This is a genomic window from Lacibacter luteus (assembly GCF_004118265.1).
Taxonomy (GTDB): Bacteria; Bacteroidota; Bacteroidia; order Chitinophagales; family Chitinophagaceae; genus Lacibacter; species Lacibacter luteus.
This window is the reverse complement of sequence record NZ_SDHW01000008.1, coordinates 108205-125647: the sequence shown is the minus strand read 5'-3', so window position 1 is coordinate 125647 and position 17443 is coordinate 108205. Positions and strand designations below refer to the sequence as shown.

Below are 17443 nucleotides of genomic sequence, written 5' to 3'. Positions count from 1 at the left end.
AAATCATGGTTCAGACGAGGGGGCTTTACATTTCAAACACCTCTTCGTTCTTATCTAAATATTCGTTCTCGATCACTTCTTCACTTGGCTCACGGTATTCAAACTCTTTCAGTTTTTTGTGGAAGCCATCACTTGCTTTAATGATCGCTACTCTTGCGCTGCGTACAAATTCAATTAATCCGTACGGCTCCAATACTTTAATGAACGCATCTGTTTCATCACGTTGCCCGCTTACCTCAAACACAGTATAATCTTTACGGATCACTACAGCCTTTGCACCATACTGACTCAACAAACGTTCAACTTTCACTTCTTCAGCAATGACCTCTGTTGGCACTTTGTATAAAGCCAGTTCCTGCCAGATGATTTCTTCATTGGTGTTGTAATACGCTTTCAACACTTCCACTTGTTTTTCAATTTGGCGACAGAGTTTACGCACCACTTCTTCTGTTTCGTTGATCACAATGGTGAAACGATGCACACTGTCTACTTCACTTGGTGATGTATTTAAACTGTCGATATTGATCTTTCGTTTGGAAAAGAGAATAGCGATACGGTTCAATAAACCGATCTGGTTCTCTGTATATACCGTTATGGTAAATTCCTGTTTTTGCATAACTCTCAAATTAGTCCGGAAGTCGGCAAGACCGAAGTCCGGAAGTGTGTTTATGTTTTCAGAATCGTCTTTCTGTCTATTGACTTTCCGACTTTCCTGACTTGTTTTAGATTTCTTCTTTACTTAATACAATTTCTGCAACGCCCCTGCCCTGTGGCACCATCGGGAATACATTGTTTTCTTTACCAACCATCACTTCCAGCAGATAGCTGCCTTCATGATCGAGCATTGTTTTCAATGCAGCTTTTAATTGTGAACGTTCACTGATACGTTGTCCATCGATATAATAACCTTTCGCCACCTGCACAAAATCAGGACTTGTGATATCAACAAACGAATAACGTTTTTCATGGAACAATTGCTGCCACTGGCGCACCATTCCTAAGAACTGGTTATTCAGAATTAAAATTTTTACGTTTGGTTTAAACTGCATGATCGTTCCCAACTCCTGCAACGTCATCTGGAAACCACCATCACCAATTACTGCAACAGTTGTACGTGTTGGATCGCCATACGCTGCACCAATAGCTGCAGGCAATGCATAACCCATCGTTCCTAAACCACCACTGGTGATATTGCTTTTGCTGTGATTCATTTTTGCATAACGGCAGGCCACCATCTGGTGCTGACCAACATCCGTTACAACAATGGCATTACCATCTGTTAACTCGTTGAGTGTTTTAATTACTTCACCCATGGTTAAGATATCGCCTGCAGGATTCATCTCAGGTTCAATACAGGTTGACTTTTCTTTTTCCATGCAGTCGTGGAATTTCTGTAACCATTGCGGATACACTTTGCTTTCCACTAATGCAGTGAGCAGTGGTAATGTTTCTTTACAATCGCCCCAAACAGGAACGGTTGATTTTACATTCTTATCAATTTCTGCAGGATCAATATCGAGATGAATCACTTTCGCCTGCTTGGCATATTTATCTAAACGGCCGGTTACACGATCATCGAAACGCATACCAATAGCGATCAACACATCACATTCATTCGTCAACAAGTTGGGGCCGTAGTTACCATGCATACCCAACATACCAACACCCAACGGATGATCGGTTGGAATAGCACTCATACCCATGATGGTCCATGCAGCAGGAATACCAGCTTTTTCAATAAAAGCTTTGAATTCTTTTTCTGCTTTCCCAAGTATCACACCTTGTCCGAAGATCACAAAAGGACGTTCTGCTGCGTTAATAAGCTTTGCAGCTTCTTCCACATATTCTTTACGAACGATCGGCTTTGGACGATAGCTGCGGATATGTTCACACTTCTTGTAACCTTCATATTCGAACAACTGCATTTGTGCATTCTTGGTAATATCGATCAACACAGGACCGGGACGACCACTGCCTGCGATATAAAATGCTTTTGCCAATGCAGCAGGAATTTCACTTGCATCTGTTACCTGGTGATTCCATTTTGTAACAGGAGTTGTAATGTTGATCACATCAGTTTCCTGGAATGCATCAGTACCAAGTAAGTGTGCAAACACTTGTCCGGTTATACATACAACCGGTGTTGAATCGATCATTGCATCTGCCAATCCTGTTACAAGATTTGTTGCACCGGGACCACTTGTTGCAAACACAACACCTGTTTTACCACTTGCTCTTGCATAACCCTGTGCTGCATGAATTGCACCTTGCTCATGACGAACAAGAATATGTTCCAAACGATCATTGTAATCATACAATGCATCGTAGATAGGCATGATTGCACCACCCGGATAACCGAATACTGTGTTTACGTTTTCGTTGAGTAACGCATCTAACACTGCTACGCTACCACTAATGGATTTTTTTTCTTCCACTTGCTTTTTCGTTTCTTTTATTGTGAGTGTTTCCATTTCACTTATTTTAATCATTGCTTTTTTGCTTGTTGTTCTTATGCTTCGTCTGTTACACAACCTTGTGAAGCATCTTTCACGCACATGGCATATTTATACAATACACCTTTGTTCACTTTTAATGCAGGTTGTTTCCAACTCTTACGTCTTTCTGCAATCACTTCGTCAGCTACTTTAAGCGTGATCTTGTTATTACTTGCATCCAGTTCAATCACATCATCGTCTTGTACCAATGCAATCAAGCCACCTTCAAATGCTTCCGGAGTGATGTGACCGACGACGAAACCATGTGAACCACCGCTGAATCTTCCATCAGTGATCAACGCCACATCTTTGCCCAAACCTGCACCCATAATTGCTGAAGTTGGTTTCAACATCTCGGGCATACCCGGTGCACCTTTTGGTCCTTCGTACCTGATCACTACAACATCACCTTTCTTTACTCTTCCGTTTGCAATACCTGCTACCAGGTCTTTCTCTCCATCAAACACACGTGCTGGTCCTTCAAAACGTTCGCCTTCTTTACCACTGATCTTTGCTACACTTCCTTTCTCAGCAAGATTGCCGTAAAGAATTTGCAAGTGACCTGTTACTTTCAATGGTTGCTCTAACGGGAATATAATTTTTTGTGTTTCGAAGTTGATCGGTTCGATGTCCGCTAAATTTTCTGCAATTGTTTTACCAGTTACGGTTATACAATCACCATACAACAAACCTTTATCCAGCAAATATTTCATTACAGCAGGTACACCACCATGTGCATGTAATTCCTGCATCAAAAATTTACCGCTTGGTTTAAAATCAGCAAGCACCGGTGTTTTGTCGCTGATGCGTTGGAAATCGTCCTGAGTTAATTCAACTCCAACACTTTTCGCCATAGCGATCAAATGCAATACGGCATTTGTACTTCCGCCAAAGATCATGATGGTGACGATGGCATTTTCAAATGCTTTCTTCGTCATGATATCTCTTGGCTTAATATCTTTTTCTAACAACACTTTTATTGCTCTTCCTGCATCTAAACACTCATTCTTTTTATCATCACTAATAGCAGGGTTTGATGATGAGTAAGGCAAACTCATACCCAATGCTTCAATTGCAGAAGCCATGGTGTTTGCTGTGTACATACCACCGCATGCACCTGCACCCGGACAACTATGCTTCACCACTTCTTTAAAATCTTCAGGTGTAATTGCACCTGCTAATTTTTTACCCAACGCTTCAAATGCAGAAATGATGTTGAGTTCTTCGCCTTTATGATGACCGGGAGCAATAGTTCCACCGTACACCATAATGGAAGGACGGTTCAAACGACCCATTGCCATAATAGCACCAGGCATATTTTTATCGCAACCAGGTAATGCAATTAAACCATCGTAATAAAAACCACCGCACACGCTTTCAATACTGTCTGCAATTAAATCACGACTCACCAATGAATAACGCATACCATCGGTACCATTGCTGATACCATCGCTGATGCCGATTGTATTAAAGATCAAACCAACCAATTCATTTTGCCACACACCTTCTTTCACCACTTTTGCCAGATCGTTCAGGTGCATGTTACAAGTGTTACCATCGTAACCCATACTTGCAATACCCACCTGCGCTTTTTTGAGATCTTCTTCTGTTAAGCCAATACCATACAACATAGCCTGTGCAGCCGGTTGTGTTTCATCTTGCGTTAATACTTTCGAATACTTGTTTAATTCAGCCATTGTATTTTTTTGTTGTCGTCAGTTATTATTCTATTTAGCTTTTGTTGCGTCGCACTCTTGTACGTTTTTAATTCTATTCTGCTTTATGCTACCACTTCGTGCTTCTTTGCGTCTTCCTGTATTTGTGGTTCAATTGCTTTTTCAACTACCAGGTTTTTATACGCCTGTTGAATTTTCCTGCTCACACTCTCTTCCCACTTTAACGGAAACTTGTAATCATCCAAACTGTCAAAGCCGATCACTTCTGCTGCAGTGCCACAATAGAAAGCAGCATCTGCCTGTTTCAACTCATCCACTGTAAAGAACTTTTCTTGCACTTCTATTCCTAACTCCTCACATATTTCAAACACGGTTGCTCTTGTAATACCCGGCAGAATATTTCCTTTTGCGGGTGTAAACAGTTTGCCATCCTTTTCATAAAACAAATTAGCACCGGGTGCTTCTGCTGCATTGCCATTCATATCGAGTAACAATGCTTCATCGTATCCCTTTGCTTTTGCTTCATGACTGGCGAGCAATGAGTTTACATAATGACCTGCTGCTTTTGCTTCGATCTTGAACGCTTTTGGATTCGGACGTTCAAACGAGCTGGTCATAATGCGCAACAACTTATCGCCGAGAAATGGTTGCATGGCCCATACTTCAATTACTAAAAACGATTTTTCATTCTGCACAAAACTCATGTTGGCCGGTGCAAATACTACGGGACGGATATAAGCATCCTGCAGATCATTGCGCTTCAACACTTCGTAGGTTACTTCCGTTAACTCCTCGGTTGTCCAGTGATAAGGAAGGTTCACCAACTCAGCCGAACGTTGTAAACGATCGTAATGCTCTTTGGCTTTAAAAATTTTCGTTTCACCATTCACTGTTCTGTAAGAACGGATGCCTTCAAACACGCTGTAGCCATAATGAAAACTCTGACTGTAGTAATCCATTTTTGCTTCAGCAGCTTTTACAAACTCTCCGTTGAGATACAGAATTGTTTCGTTGTTGTAATAAGACGCCATACGCTGTTTCGTTTTTTTGCGGTAATAAAAAACCCGCCTCTTTTGGAGGCGGGTCGTTATGTTTAATTTTAAAATTCGTTTTACATACAACTAACACCTCCGTTGAGAGCAGGAATAATAATGACTACCACAATGACAATTGTGTTTGCTAGTAGTAGATTATTTAATTTGCTTTTCAACATAGTGCGTTGTTCGAGGAACGAATATACCGCCTTATTGAAAATAAACAAAGAACTTTTTGAAGGTTGAGGGTTTAGGGTATAAGGTTTAAGGTCTTCACTGCCTTCCTTCTTCCCTATACCTTACGCCTTATACCTTTTATATTATCGTTGACTTACGCAACTCAATATTCTCTTTCTTAATTGTGCCCGGAATTTTACCAGCCACATATTCACTCACTAAATCACCAATGGTGCTGGTGAAATAAAAATTCATCGGATCAATATCTTTTGTAACAAAGTTGTGCTGCAATGTCCAGTCGATAGCATCACGAATGATCTGTGCTTCTTCTTTCAGTCCAAAGTATTCAAGCATCAATGCAGTGGATAAAATGGAACCGATGGGGTTGGCAATATCTTTCCCTGCTGCCTTTGGAAATGTTCCGTGAATAGGTTCAAACAAAGCTGTACCGTTACCAACTGATGCTGATGGCAACATTCCCATTGATCCATTAAGTACACTTGCTTCATCGCTGATGATGTCACCAAACATATTTTCTGTTAAGATCACATCAAACTGTTTGGGATTTAAGATCACCTGCACAGCTGCATTATCTACATACATATACTCTGCAGTTACATCAGGATATTGTGTTGCAATTTCCTGCACCACTTTACGCCACAGACGTGATGTTTCAAGAACGTTTGATTTATCGAACAGTGTTACTTTTTTCTTTCTTCCCTGCGCAAGTTTAAATGCAAGGTGTGCAATGCGTTCAATTTCCGGGCGGGTGTACACACATTCATCACTTGCTTTGTTTCCATCTTCACTCGTATATTTTTCACCGAAATAAATACCGCCGGTCAACTCACGGAAGATCACCAGGTCAACGCCTTCAAGGTGTGATGCTTTAAACGGAGATAAATGTTGTAAACCGCTATACGTAATTACCGGGCGGATATTGGCAAACAAGCCCAATGCTTTGCGAATGCCAAACAATCCCTGTTCAGGACGAACTTTTGCAGTAGGATCGTTATCATATTTTGGATGACCAACGGCACCGAACAAAACCGCATCGCTATCTAAACAAATATCAATCGTTTCAGAAGGTAAAGCCGTTCCGGTTTTTTCAATTGCATCGGCACCAACCAACGCTTCTCTGAAATGAAATACATGACCATATTCCTGTGCTATGGCATTTAACACTTTAATGGATTGTGCTGTTACCTCAGGACCAATTCCGTCTCCATTTAATATGGCTATTTTCTTTTCCATGATCAGGTCGTGTTTTCTTGGCTCTCGCTTTATCGTTATTAATGAATCTTTGTTCGTTTTCTGATGGCCGTTATGTAAAATGCTCATCCCTTTTAAAAAGAATGAGCATTTATTTTATGCGGTAACAACAACCTGTTCCGCCAATGTTTTCAAATCAGCATCTTCTACTTCCTTCTTCGAGTCGGCCAATTGCAAAAAGCGTTCGTACAATTCATCTACCTGGTTACGATCAAAACTGTAACCAAGATTTTTGAAACGATAGGCCAATGCACTTCGTCCGCTGCGTGCTGTTAATACAATCTTCGATGTATCGGCACCTACTTCTTCAGGAGCAATGATCTCGTATGTTGTTGCTTCTTTCAAAAATCCATCCTGGTGAATACCTGATGAATGAGAGAATGCATTATCACCAACAACTGCTTTGTTTGGTTGTACGACCATACGCATGGTTTCGCTCACCAAACGACTCATCGGCAATAATTGTTTCGGATCAACATTGGTGTAAAGACCAAGTTCCGGATGTTTACGAATAGCCATCACCACTTCTTCCAATGACGTATTACCTGCACGTTCGCCAATACCGTTGATGGTACACTCGATCTGGCGTGCACCCGCAATTGCACCTGCAATAGAGTTAGCAGTTGCTAAACCAAGATCGTTATGGCAATGACAGGAAAGAATCGCTTTATCAATATTGCTTACATTGTTCATTAAGTAAGCCATCTTTTCTGCATATTGATGCGGTAAACAAAAACCTGTTGTATCGGGAACGTTTACCACTGTTGCGCCTGCTGCAATAACCGCTTCGGTCAACTGCGCCAAAAACTGCAGGTCGGCACGACCTGCGTCTTCGGCATAAAACTCTACATCGGGCACATAATTACGGGCAAGCTTAACCGCTTTAACGGCACGTTCTAATATCTCTTCTCTTGTGGAGTTGAATTTGTATTTGATGTGGTTATCGGATGAACCGATACCGGTGTGGATACGTGGACGAACTGCAGGCTTTAATGCTTCCGCCGCCACTTCAATATCCTTTTGCACTGCACGGGTTAAACCACATACAGTTGCGTTTTTGATAACTTTCGATATTTGGTTTACGCTTTCAAAGTCGCCCGGACTGGAGATAGGAAAGCCGGCTTCAATAATGTCAACACCTAAGGTTTCTAATTTCAGTGCAAGCTCAATTTTCTCTTTCGTGTTTAACTTGCAACCCGGTACCTGCTCCCCGTCTCTGAGAGTGGTATCAAAAATGAACACTTGTTTGTCGGCCATAATAATCTTTAATAGTTGTAAAAAAGCAGGTTGAATTCCTTCTGACTTTGTCTGAAGTTTTGAAGTACCCTACCTGCTTCATAAAATTATTTCTTAAGGAAGGGTCAGGCAAACCTTATTTCATGTATTTTACGACAGATAAGTACGACCCTTAAATTGAAAACCCTTGACTGGCAAGGGTTTCAGGAGAAACGAATTACGATGCCCAACAGATCGACCGATACGACCTTTCAATTGGTAAAGTCGCTGGAAAAGAGCGAAAAGAGGAATTTCAAGCTTTATGTGAAGCGAAACTCGGCCGATCCGAACCTGAAGATCATCCAGCTCTTCGATGCCATGGATAAGATGGATGACTATGACGAAGCGGCCCTTTTGCGCAAAAACCAAAGCATTGCCAAACAGCAACTGAGCAACCTCAAGGCCCACCTGTACAAATCGATCCTCAGCAGTTTACGATTAATTAAGCAGGAAGACAATATCACCATCCAGCTGAACGAGCAGATGGATTTTGCCCGTATTCTTTACAACAAAGGCCTTTACCTCCAAAGCCTGAAGGTGCTGGATAAAATGAAGGAGCTGGCCAAACAATACGAACAGATCACCTACCTGCAACAGATCCTGTTTTTTGAAAAGAAGATCGAGGCATTGTACATCACCCGCAGTATGCAGGACCGTGCCGATAAACTATCGAAAGAGTCGGCGGCTGTGGAAGAACAGCTGACCAGTGTATCGCAACTCTCCAACTTATCGTTGCAGTTGTACAGCTGGTACATTAAAAATGGGGTGGCAAGAAATGAGAAAGAAGGCGATGAAGCCAAACTATATTTTGAAACGCATTTACCCAAAAATGCAGAAAAGCTCAACGGTTTTTACGAGCAGTTGTACCTCTTTCAATCGCATTGCTGGGTAGCGTTCATCCGCCAGGATTATTTGTTGTTTTATCGCTACACGCAAAAATGGGTTGATCTGTTTGATAAATATCCGGGGATGCTGGAAGCAGAAACAGCTCACTACATTAAAGGCATGCACAATTTGATGAGTGCACATTTTGATTTGAGCAATGAAGCAAAGTTGATTGAAGCGATTGATCAACTTGAAAAATTTTCACATCGGAAAGTGGCGCAGCAAAATGAGAACTATCGTATTCTTTGTTTTGTGTATCTATCCATTGCCAAGATCAATAAACATTTCCTGGAAGGAACATTTTCGCAGGGGCTTCGTTTAATACCCGGCATTGAAGAAAAGCTGGATGAGTACGAACTCTTCCTCGACCGCCATCGTGTACTTACCTTCTATTATAAAATTGCCTGTTTGTATTTTGGCAGTGGTAACAATGAAAAAGCAATTGAATACCTCAACAAGATCATTAACTGGAAAGTTGATCTGCGTACCGATCTGCAATGCTACGCACGTTTGCTGCATTTAATTGCACACTTTGAGTTGGGCAATTACGATCTGCTGGAATACCTCATTAAATCGGTGTACCGCTTCATGGGTAAAATGGAAAACCTGAGTGCGGTGGAAGAAGAGATGTTCCGCTTCTTACGGAATGCACTACAATTATCGCCGGGAAAAATTAAACCCGCTTTTCAGAAACTGTTAGAAAGTATACGGCAATACGAAGGCAACCGCTTTGAAACAAGAGCGTTTGTGTACCTCGATGTGATCAGCTGGCTGGAAAGTAAAATTGAAAATGTACCGGTGCAGGATATCATTCACCACAAATACAAGCGAAAGAAAAAAACAGCTGTACATCCATAATACTCCTCACTTACTTATGAAATATACACTTGCCTTATTATTTTTTGCTTTTCTTTTCTTTTATGGAAATGCACAATCGATCGATCCGAAAAAAATAGAAATCGTTCGTGACAGTTTTGGTGTGCCACACATTTTTGCGAAGACTGACGCAGAAGTCGCTTACGGTCTTGCATGGGCACATGCAGAAGATGATTTCAACAGTATACAAGATGTTGTGTTACCTGCGAAGGGACTAATGGGTAAAGTGCAGGGCAAAGCCGGCGCAGCAGCCGATTATGCATTTGCCTTATTCCGTTGCATGGAAATTACCGAAGAGAAATGGCATACACTCTCCCCTGCTTTTCTGAAACTCATTAATGGTTATGTGCAGGGCATTAACGATTATGCAAAAGCGCATCCGAAAGAAGTGCTGCACAAAAACATATTTCCTGTTACGGCCAAAGAATACATTGCATCATCAGTATTGGCATTAACAGCTTTCAATGGCGCTGACAAAGCGTTGATGGCGATCTTCAACAATACGGTTGAAACCGATCCTGAGTTGAATAAAAAAGGCAGCAATGCGATTGCTGTGCATCCAAACAAAACAAATACAGGTGAAGCGTTTTTGTTGATCAATGCACACCAGCCCAATACGGGATCGCAGGCATTTTATGAAGCACATATCAACAGTGAAGAAGGATTGAACATACATGGCGGTTTGCTGGCAGGTGGCCCATGTATACTTCATGGTGTGAACGAACATTTAGGTTGGGCACATACAGTGAACTATGTCGATCGTGTAGATGTGTTTCAATTGGAGATGAATCCTGCAAACAGTAAGCAATACAAATTTGATGGTGAATGGATAAAACTGGAAGAGAAAACGATTACACTTCACATTAAAGGAATTCCCATTGGCGTAAAACGAAAACTGTATTGGAGTAAGTATGGAGCAACGATGAAGAACAAACAGGGATTCTTTTCTATCCGTCTTGGTGCCAATATGGACATACGTGTGCTGGAACAATGGTATAATATGGATAAGGCAAAAAACTTCACAGAGTTTTATGCAGCTATTAAAGATCAGCATCTGTCAATGTTCAATATTACCTATGCTGATAAGTACGATACTATTTTTTATATCAACAACGGATTGGTGCCGGTGCGCAATACTTCGCCGCAATACAACTGGAAGTCGACTGTACCCGGCAATACATCCAAAACATTGTGGACTGAGTTTCGGAAAATGAATGAACATCCACAATATCTAAATCCAACGAATTGTTATGTGTTCAACACCAATCATTCTTCGTTTTATGCAACCGACGAAGCCAACAATTTAAAAGCAGAACAATTTCCTGTAGCCGATGGTTGGGAAACATGGCATAACAACCGCAGCATGCGTGTAGTTGAACAAATGCCTGCCGCACAATTGGATTACGAACGTTTTAAGAAAATAAAATTCGATAAGCAACTGCCTGCAACATTGCATTACCCGCATAATATTGATACGTTGTTCTTATTAAATGAATCTGCGTATCCGCAATATGCTTCACTCATCAACAATCTAAAATCATGGGATAAGCAGGGAACTGCCGACAGTAAAGGAGCCGGAGTATTTCTGCTCAGCTATTTGTACCTCGCAAAAAAACTGGGTTATGGTCCTGCACACACACTCACCCAACCGGAAGCGGAAGAAACACTTGCCTATGTACACAGTTATATGATCTCGCATTTTAAAACAACCGATCTTACATTGGGCGATATTCAAAAACTGGTGCGTGGCGATAAAGAATGGCCACTCTGGGGTTTTCCTGATCTGCTTTCACCGCAATGGACAGGTAATTATAAAGAAGGTAAACTAAAATCTGTTGGTGGTGATGGATTGATCATGTTTGTACGTTTTCAAAAAAATGCATTGCCGTTGATTGAAAGTGTAAACATGTATGGTGCTTCTGCAAAACCGGGCAACAAACATTTTGATGACCAAGTGGAATTATACCTTCAACAAAAAACAAAACGCATGACGTTAAAGAAGGAAGAAGTGTATAAGATGGCAGAGAGGGTTTATTGGCCGGGGGGGATAATGTTATAAGTTTGTTGACTGGTCAGGCAACCAACAACGGCATAAACCGACTATCTTTCATTGCCATTGCGGACTTTAACATGAGTAAAATGATATAAATTCGGATATAAAGGATAATTTATGAGCATTCGAAAATCAATAATGTTACTAAGTTTTCTATTGCTCCATACTTTTTGTAATTGCCAAAGTATAAGTGTTAACTTTCCAGATTCATTTAAAACATCTTCTAAATATTACTCGCCGGTTAATAAACCTATTTCCAAGTCAGCGATGTGGGGAGTTATTTCAATTGGTCAACCTTATGATTCTTTGATACTATGGCCTTCTATTCCTTTGTATTATCCTAACGAATCTCTGCTCAGTAAATTAAGAGACTCCATACACTCCAATTTTATAATCATAGTCGACACCGTACAAAATTTAGATTGTTATGAATACTTTTTTTGGATTAAGAATGACAAAAAGTATTACCCCGAAAGAAGGGTCGGATATATTGAAAAAGATCGTTACACTACAATGGATGCAAAAAACACAAATCAAGCAATCTTCAAAGGTTACTCAGTCTATCTGATTAATTTATCTGATACGGCAGTTACAATTCGTCATCGAAAATATAATGTCCCTATTGTGCAGGAGGCAATAGATTCAACCGGATCATGGAAGCCTATCGAAACTCTTTTTTCACCACTTCAGATTTCCGTACCGGCAAATTATTATGGAGTAACCCCACTGAAGCCTGGAGAAATATTGGTCTCAAGCATTTATAACTATAAAGGTGATTTTCAAACTTTGCTGAGAGTCAAGATAACAATAAATGGAACTACATATCATAGCAAATCTTTCCAAGGTTCTATTAATTACTCACAAATAACAAGCATAAAAACTTATAAGTTCCACTAAGTATTAGTTTCCTTATATAAGCAGATTCCTCCTTCGTCGGAAAGACAGCTTTATTGAACATTGTACAACAGTTCATCACTTTCACTAAGCCCAACTTTCCTGTCATCCTGAGGAACGAAGCGTCTGCCGGAAAAATCTTGTACTACAACATGTAAAGGAATACGAAAAGAGTCTTGTATATCAAGCAGCGTTACCTTCAAACCGCTGAATAGAATTCAATGTACTTTTTAATTGGCGGCTTCCTTCTTCAATATCAAAATCATCCTGCAGGCCCAACCAGAACTTCGCAGATACACCAAAATATTTTGACAAGCGCAATGCTGTATCTGCCGTAATAGCCCTGTTACCTTTAATGATAGCATATATACGTGTTTGGGGAATACCGGTATCCTTGGACAGTTTATAAGCCGACACTCCCATCGATTTCAAAAACTCTTCCAGCAAAACTTCGCCGGGGTGTATATTCTTTAATCGTTTCATATACGATGTTTAATGATAGTCAACAATTTCTATTGTTGACCAATGACATTCACAAATAAATTTATTCTTAATTCTTTTAACTCCGGATGGTGAGAAATTTTCTATTAAATTAAGATTCCCTGACATTTTAAAATACATCTCTTTAAAATGGTAATCTCGAAGGTCTTGGTCTTCTAATTTGAAGCCCCTGCTCTCAAATTCTTTTAGAAGGCTACTAATCGCATTACAGACTTCAAAATTATTTACAACATTATCCATCTTGTCCTTATTGATATTCCAATGTTTAACAATTTACAAAGTAAAGAAAAGTGTAGATGTAGTTGACGTTCCTGAAAAATTAGCATCGACGCCCAACAGATTCCTCCTTCGTCGGAAAGACAACACTTTTGAGCTTTGTACAATTGCTCATCACTTTTACTAAGCCCAACCTTCATGTCATCCTGAGGCACAGCTTGTCCCGCTTTGCGGGAAAGGATCTGCTCAACAAAAATTTTCGGCAGTAGCTACTCTGCAAATCAATTCTTACTGCTATCCTTCTTCGGTACAATTTTATAATCCGCATCGGTAATACCCTTTACACCCCTGCCCTTCTTGGTACTATCAGGTGCATTATTTTTTTGCGGCGTAACAACCGGCGGTGTAAATACCGGCGCTGCATTTGTTTTAACAGCAGCCGTATCGGGTTGTAATAACACAGGCCCCGTTACAGGAGCAATGGCATTGCTGTCAACAGGCAATACAGTGGATGAATTTGTTGGAGCAGATGAATGATTCTGCGGCGTTTGTGCATTGGTTGTACCCGGCGAGTTATTCCGTACCGGGTTATCGTTGTTGTTGGGTGTTGTTACAGGTGCAGTAATGGTTGGTTGATCGTTGGAAGTAATTGTTTGTTTACGGTTGTTGAATAAATAAATGAGTATAATAGCAACAGCAGCAATGATGAATCCACGGTTGAGCCATTTGCGTGGACCACTTGTTGGTGCAGCAGGTGGATTGGTTGGACCTTCATCTGTCGGAAGATCCATATCGAGCTGTGCTTCAATGCGTGCCCAGATAGCATCCACCATATCCGGTGCCGTTAACTGCTCCAGCTTTTCGGTAATGGTTAATTCGTATGTTGACTTTTCATTCATCCGGTAAAACGGCTGAGTTGTTGTTGTAATGTTTTCCGGGCTTCGCTTAGGTGCCATTTCGATGTACCCTCGCTGATGTTGAGTTTCCCGGCTATCTCCCGGTGATTATAGCCTTCCACTGCATACAATACAAACACGGCATGTGTGGCAGGTGGCAACTGGTGAATGAGTTTCATAATTTCATCGGCACCCATCCGTTCCAAAACGGTATTACTGATCTGCGGCTCTTCCACGGTTTCCAACTCCATGTCTTTACTGAAACGTTCTCTTGCTTTCAGATGATCGAGCCCTTCGTTCATCACAATCCGTTTGATCCATGTCTGCAAAGCGCCTTTGTTTTTATCAAACGTATGCATGCTTTTAAAGATCTTCACAAACGCATGACTCATGATATCGGCAGCATCTGCTTCATCACGGGAATAGCGCAGGGCAATGGTCATCGCATAGTTGTAGAACTGACGGTACAACTGTTCCTGTGCCCTGCGGTTATTGCGTTTGCAATCTTCCACCAACTGATCAATATCGTATGCCTCGGCTATCACTTCGTTTCGTTACTGCTGCTTTTTTTTACTGCTGCTAAATTGCTTATTTCAGATTTCAGATTGCATTTTACTATCCACTAACAACTATCGGCTATTGGCTTTCTTCTTAACACTAACTACTCGCCCCTATTCTCCACATCCTGCATTCGTTTCAACAGAATGGCCGATGAAACGGCTGACAGAATCAATTTATCTCTTGCATCAAGATTGTTGGCAAACCAGATGCTGTTATCAAGTATATCAATAATAGCTACTACTCCATCATCCCAACGTAATTCGTAACCCGTGAGGATAGCGCCGCCCATTACTTTTGTTTCTTTTCCTTTTTTAGTGGTGAGTTTCTCCAGTCGCAACGGTCTGATGATAATATTTTCCTTTCCATTGGTCGCATAACCTTCTTCTTCTACATACGGACGATCGAATAAACGCCGTGCGGTATCTTTCTTTGCATCATATTTATTCATCAACACCACCGACCACGGATCGTTTTCTTTTGCCATGAGCGGAAGCACCGCTGCAGTAAATGCATATTCATAACGCTGCGTGGCATTCACCTGACCCAGAAAAGCATTATTGCTTTTGTACACGAGTTGATGTTCGCTGAACTTTTCAGTTGCAAACACTTCAGCTACTAAATTTCCATCCTGTATTGTGTATTGAAATTTGTTGCGCTGTTTCAGGTTGCGAACATCGGTATCAACATTGAACACACGCAGCAACATCGTTTGCGGATCGAGACTGAATTTTGTGTACTGTACCGAGCTGCTGAAATCCCATCCACGCTTTACAGCCGATGTAGTGAATTCACCAAAGCTCAACCGTTGATTGATCATCCAGCCATTCAATCCTTTTACTTTCATGTTGGTGGCCTGCGAGCTGAAGCCCGCAGGTACCGATACCTTGGCCGCTGTGCAGGAAACCAGGAACAGCAGCGCTATGAATGATATTTTGTGTAACATATAATCAGCTTTGAAAATAATAAGAAATGTGTTTTTCTAATAGTTGTAAACAGTCTTTGTGGTAAACAAATGTTGTCCGGTTAAATACGATTTGTAACGGCGGACTAACTCGATGGGATACCCTTCGTTATCGTATTTGTATTCGAAACTGTAAGCCACATTTGTTGGATAGCTGCCGTAGTAGCTGCGTTGCTGTGCAACTAGATTGTTTTTTGAAGTGTTTGATAAAAACAGGTTAGGCCAGTTCATGTGTGCATAAGGGTTGATGTTGTGATCATAACTATATTCCCCACCCTCATTATTTCCGTTACTTGTCTGGCTGTTTTCAGAAAAACGATTACCTGCAGTATTCCAACGCTGATAATAATTCATGATGATAGAAGTGTGCGAATAACTATAACGCAGGCTGATCTCTGAAATGCCATCTGCATTTGCACCATGATAAGTAACTGCTACATCTGTTTTTGTGCCGTTCAGAATATCTTCTGTTATACGGTTTACTTTTCCTGCTGCATTGTAGCCAAAGAGTGTTGCGCCTGTAAACACATTGTTCTCTCCATACGCATTGATCTTTTCTACTTTATCGTTTGCATATTCAAACATTTCGCTTTTAGCAATAAACGGACTGCCATCGCTTGCTTTTTTCAGCATGTATTCGATCTTCAACAATTGTCCTTTACCATTGTAGAGATAACTATTTTTTGATTCAGCTTTGTACTGGTTTCCATCCCAACGTGAAGTAATTTCTGATCTAAGTTTTTTTGCTTCTTTCTCTTCGCCGAAAACATATACTGCATCGGTACGAATGTCTGTTTTTGCAATACGCTTGGTATAATCCCTGCCCCACTTTTGTACAATGAAATCGTGTTGTGCTGCAGTTTTATCTAACTGTACAATGTTTGTACCGGCAGCAAGACTGATAAACTTTACACTCAGCAATTCATTTGTTGCGCTGAACGTACGATAGACCAAAGAAGATGGAATACTGTCGTACAATACATCACCAACTTTAATACTTGTTTTTATTTTGATACTGAGTGCTTCTTCAACAGGAGTTGAACCAGTGCCGAATTCATCCGCTGCATAACCAAAATCAACCGCTTTATCGCTTGCTTCCACTTTCAGAAATTCGGAAGCAATATCCAATGATGTAGCTGCAGGTAATACCATTGGATAAGCCAGTGGTTTGCTTACTCCTGCTGCTTTCGCCGAGTTGGTTACAGGCACGGCGTACAATACATTACCTGTGCCCGATACGATCATGAGTTTGCTGATGCGGTACGAACCTGCAGGCAATTCCATTTCTTCGGTTACAAATTTTCCGTTGTAGCTGATGGCAACGAGTTTGTTGTTAACCACCAGTTCGTCCTGCGCATTCTTTACATCGAACTTTGCAAAAATGTTGGCGATGGGTTGATTGGGTAAGCCGGGCAATGCATCGGCCGTAATTCTGTATTTGTGGGAAAGACCGGGCATTGGACCGGGATCGCCACCGGGCTGCTGAGGCTCTACCGGTTTCTTGCAGGAAACGAGGAAAAGAAGGCTGGCCATGAAAAGCGTAAATACGCTGCGGAATGTGTGTTTCATATTCTTTGATTATAAGGTTTATAAATGCCGCTTTTGTGCGGTATAATAGAGATACCCCACACGGGCTCAAAAGGGTTGGGTAGAAAATGCGGCGTTAACGGG

At 41.1% G+C, this 17443-nt stretch carries 14 protein-coding genes; 3 read left to right on the top strand and 11 right to left on the bottom strand.

Annotated features, from left to right (window positions below; translation table 11 throughout):
• Positions 1-25 precede the first annotated feature (25 nt).
• The 6 genes from ilvN to ESA94_RS19835 all read right to left on the bottom strand — a co-directional run bounded on the left by ilvN (position 26) and on the right by ESA94_RS19835 (position 7911).
• Positions 26-616 carry an acetolactate synthase small subunit gene (ilvN, locus tag ESA94_RS19860; RefSeq protein WP_129132700.1) on the bottom strand — a complete coding sequence of 197 codons (591 nt, stop codon included), beginning with the start codon at positions 614-616 and terminating at the stop codon, positions 26-28.
• A gap of 106 nt (positions 617-722) precedes the next feature.
• A complete protein-coding gene (gene ilvB, locus ESA94_RS19855) occupies positions 723-2471 on the bottom strand; it encodes a biosynthetic-type acetolactate synthase large subunit (RefSeq protein ID WP_129132699.1) in 1749 nt (582 codons plus the stop codon).
• A gap of 38 nt (positions 2472-2509) precedes the next feature.
• Entirely contained in the window at positions 2510-4192 is a 1683-nt protein-coding gene (ilvD, locus tag ESA94_RS19850; RefSeq protein ID WP_129132698.1) for a dihydroxy-acid dehydratase, read from the bottom strand.
• Between the two features lie 83 nt (positions 4193-4275).
• A complete protein-coding gene (locus tag ESA94_RS19845; RefSeq protein WP_129132697.1) occupies positions 4276-5202 on the bottom strand; it encodes a branched-chain amino acid transaminase in 927 nt (308 codons plus the stop codon).
• Positions 5203-5520: 318 nt separating this feature from the next.
• A complete protein-coding gene (gene leuB / locus ESA94_RS19840) occupies positions 5521-6636 on the bottom strand; it encodes a 3-isopropylmalate dehydrogenase (protein WP_129132696.1) in 1116 nt (371 codons plus the stop codon).
• Between the two features lie 114 nt (positions 6637-6750).
• Positions 6751-7911 carry a 2-isopropylmalate synthase gene (locus ESA94_RS19835; RefSeq protein ID WP_129132695.1) on the bottom strand — a complete coding sequence of 387 codons (1161 nt, stop codon included), beginning with the start codon at positions 7909-7911 and terminating at the stop codon, positions 6751-6753.
• A gap of 201 nt (positions 7912-8112) precedes the next feature.
• Here ESA94_RS19835 and ESA94_RS19830 point away from each other — a divergent pair, with 201 nt between their 5' ends.
• The 3 genes from ESA94_RS19830 to ESA94_RS19820 all read left to right on the top strand — a co-directional run bounded on the left by ESA94_RS19830 (position 8113) and on the right by ESA94_RS19820 (position 12640).
• Complete coding sequence (locus ESA94_RS19830; protein ID WP_129132694.1) at positions 8113-9672, top strand: hypothetical protein; 1560 nt, start codon at positions 8113-8115, stop codon at positions 9670-9672.
• A gap of 16 nt (positions 9673-9688) precedes the next feature.
• Positions 9689-11749, top strand: coding sequence for a penicillin acylase family protein (locus ESA94_RS19825; RefSeq protein ID WP_129132693.1), 2061 nt, complete (start codon positions 9689-9691; stop codon positions 11747-11749).
• Between the two features lie 111 nt (positions 11750-11860).
• Positions 11861-12640, top strand: coding sequence for a hypothetical protein (locus ESA94_RS19820; RefSeq protein ID WP_129132692.1), 780 nt, complete (start codon positions 11861-11863; stop codon positions 12638-12640).
• Positions 12641-12820: 180 nt separating this feature from the next.
• On the opposite strand, the gene ESA94_RS19815 is transcribed toward ESA94_RS19820, so the two are convergent.
• From ESA94_RS19815 to ESA94_RS19790, 5 genes are all read right to left on the bottom strand, one after another.
• Complete coding sequence (locus ESA94_RS19815; RefSeq protein WP_129132691.1) at positions 12821-13120, bottom strand: HigA family addiction module antitoxin; 300 nt, start codon at positions 13118-13120, stop codon at positions 12821-12823.
• A 515-nt stretch (positions 13121-13635) separates the two neighbouring features.
• Complete coding sequence (locus ESA94_RS19805) at positions 13636-14253, bottom strand: hypothetical protein (RefSeq protein WP_129132689.1); 618 nt, start codon at positions 14251-14253, stop codon at positions 13636-13638.
• On the bottom strand, positions 14250-14795 hold the full coding sequence (locus tag ESA94_RS19800; RefSeq protein ID WP_129132688.1) for an RNA polymerase sigma factor: 546 nt from the start codon (positions 14793-14795) through the stop codon (positions 14250-14252). The genes ESA94_RS19805 and ESA94_RS19800 overlap by 4 nt, the downstream gene beginning before the upstream one ends.
• Before the next feature lie 116 nt (positions 14796-14911).
• Positions 14912-15754 carry a hypothetical protein gene (locus ESA94_RS19795; protein ID WP_129132687.1) on the bottom strand — a complete coding sequence of 281 codons (843 nt, stop codon included), beginning with the start codon at positions 15752-15754 and terminating at the stop codon, positions 14912-14914.
• Between the two features lie 36 nt (positions 15755-15790).
• Positions 15791-17341 carry a hypothetical protein gene (locus ESA94_RS19790; RefSeq protein WP_129132686.1) on the bottom strand — a complete coding sequence of 517 codons (1551 nt, stop codon included), beginning with the start codon at positions 17339-17341 and terminating at the stop codon, positions 15791-15793.
• Between the last annotated feature and the right edge of the window lie 102 nt (positions 17342-17443).

Coding starts and splice junctions, on each gene's coding strand:
- ilvN (WP_129132700.1), bottom strand. CDS start 616: ATGCAAAAACAGGAATTTACCATAACGGTATATACAGAGAACCAGATC.
- ilvB (WP_129132699.1), bottom strand. CDS start 2,471: ATGGAAACACTCACAATAAAAGAAACGAAAAAGCAAGTGGAAGAAAAA.
- ilvD (WP_129132698.1), bottom strand. CDS start 4,192: ATGGCTGAATTAAACAAGTATTCGAAAGTATTAACGCAAGATGAAACA.
- ESA94_RS19845 (WP_129132697.1), bottom strand. CDS start 5,202: ATGGCGTCTTATTACAACAACGAAACAATTCTGTATCTCAACGGAGAG.
- leuB (WP_129132696.1), bottom strand. CDS start 6,636: ATGGAAAAGAAAATAGCCATATTAAATGGAGACGGAATTGGTCCTGAG.
- ESA94_RS19835 (WP_129132695.1), bottom strand. CDS start 7,911: ATGGCCGACAAACAAGTGTTCATTTTTGATACCACTCTCAGAGACGGG.
- ESA94_RS19830 (WP_129132694.1), top strand. CDS start 8,113: ATGCCCAACAGATCGACCGATACGACCTTTCAATTGGTAAAGTCGCTG.
- ESA94_RS19825 (WP_129132693.1), top strand. CDS start 9,689: ATGAAATATACACTTGCCTTATTATTTTTTGCTTTTCTTTTCTTTTAT.
- ESA94_RS19820 (WP_129132692.1), top strand. CDS start 11,861: ATGAGCATTCGAAAATCAATAATGTTACTAAGTTTTCTATTGCTCCAT.
- ESA94_RS19815 (WP_129132691.1), bottom strand. CDS start 13,120: ATGAAACGATTAAAGAATATACACCCCGGCGAAGTTTTGCTGGAAGAG.
- ESA94_RS19805 (WP_129132689.1), bottom strand. CDS start 14,253: ATGAATGAAAAGTCAACATACGAATTAACCATTACCGAAAAGCTGGAG.
- ESA94_RS19795 (WP_129132687.1), bottom strand. CDS start 15,754: ATGTTACACAAAATATCATTCATAGCGCTGCTGTTCCTGGTTTCCTGC.
- ESA94_RS19790 (WP_129132686.1), bottom strand. CDS start 17,341: ATGAAACACACATTCCGCAGCGTATTTACGCTTTTCATGGCCAGCCTT.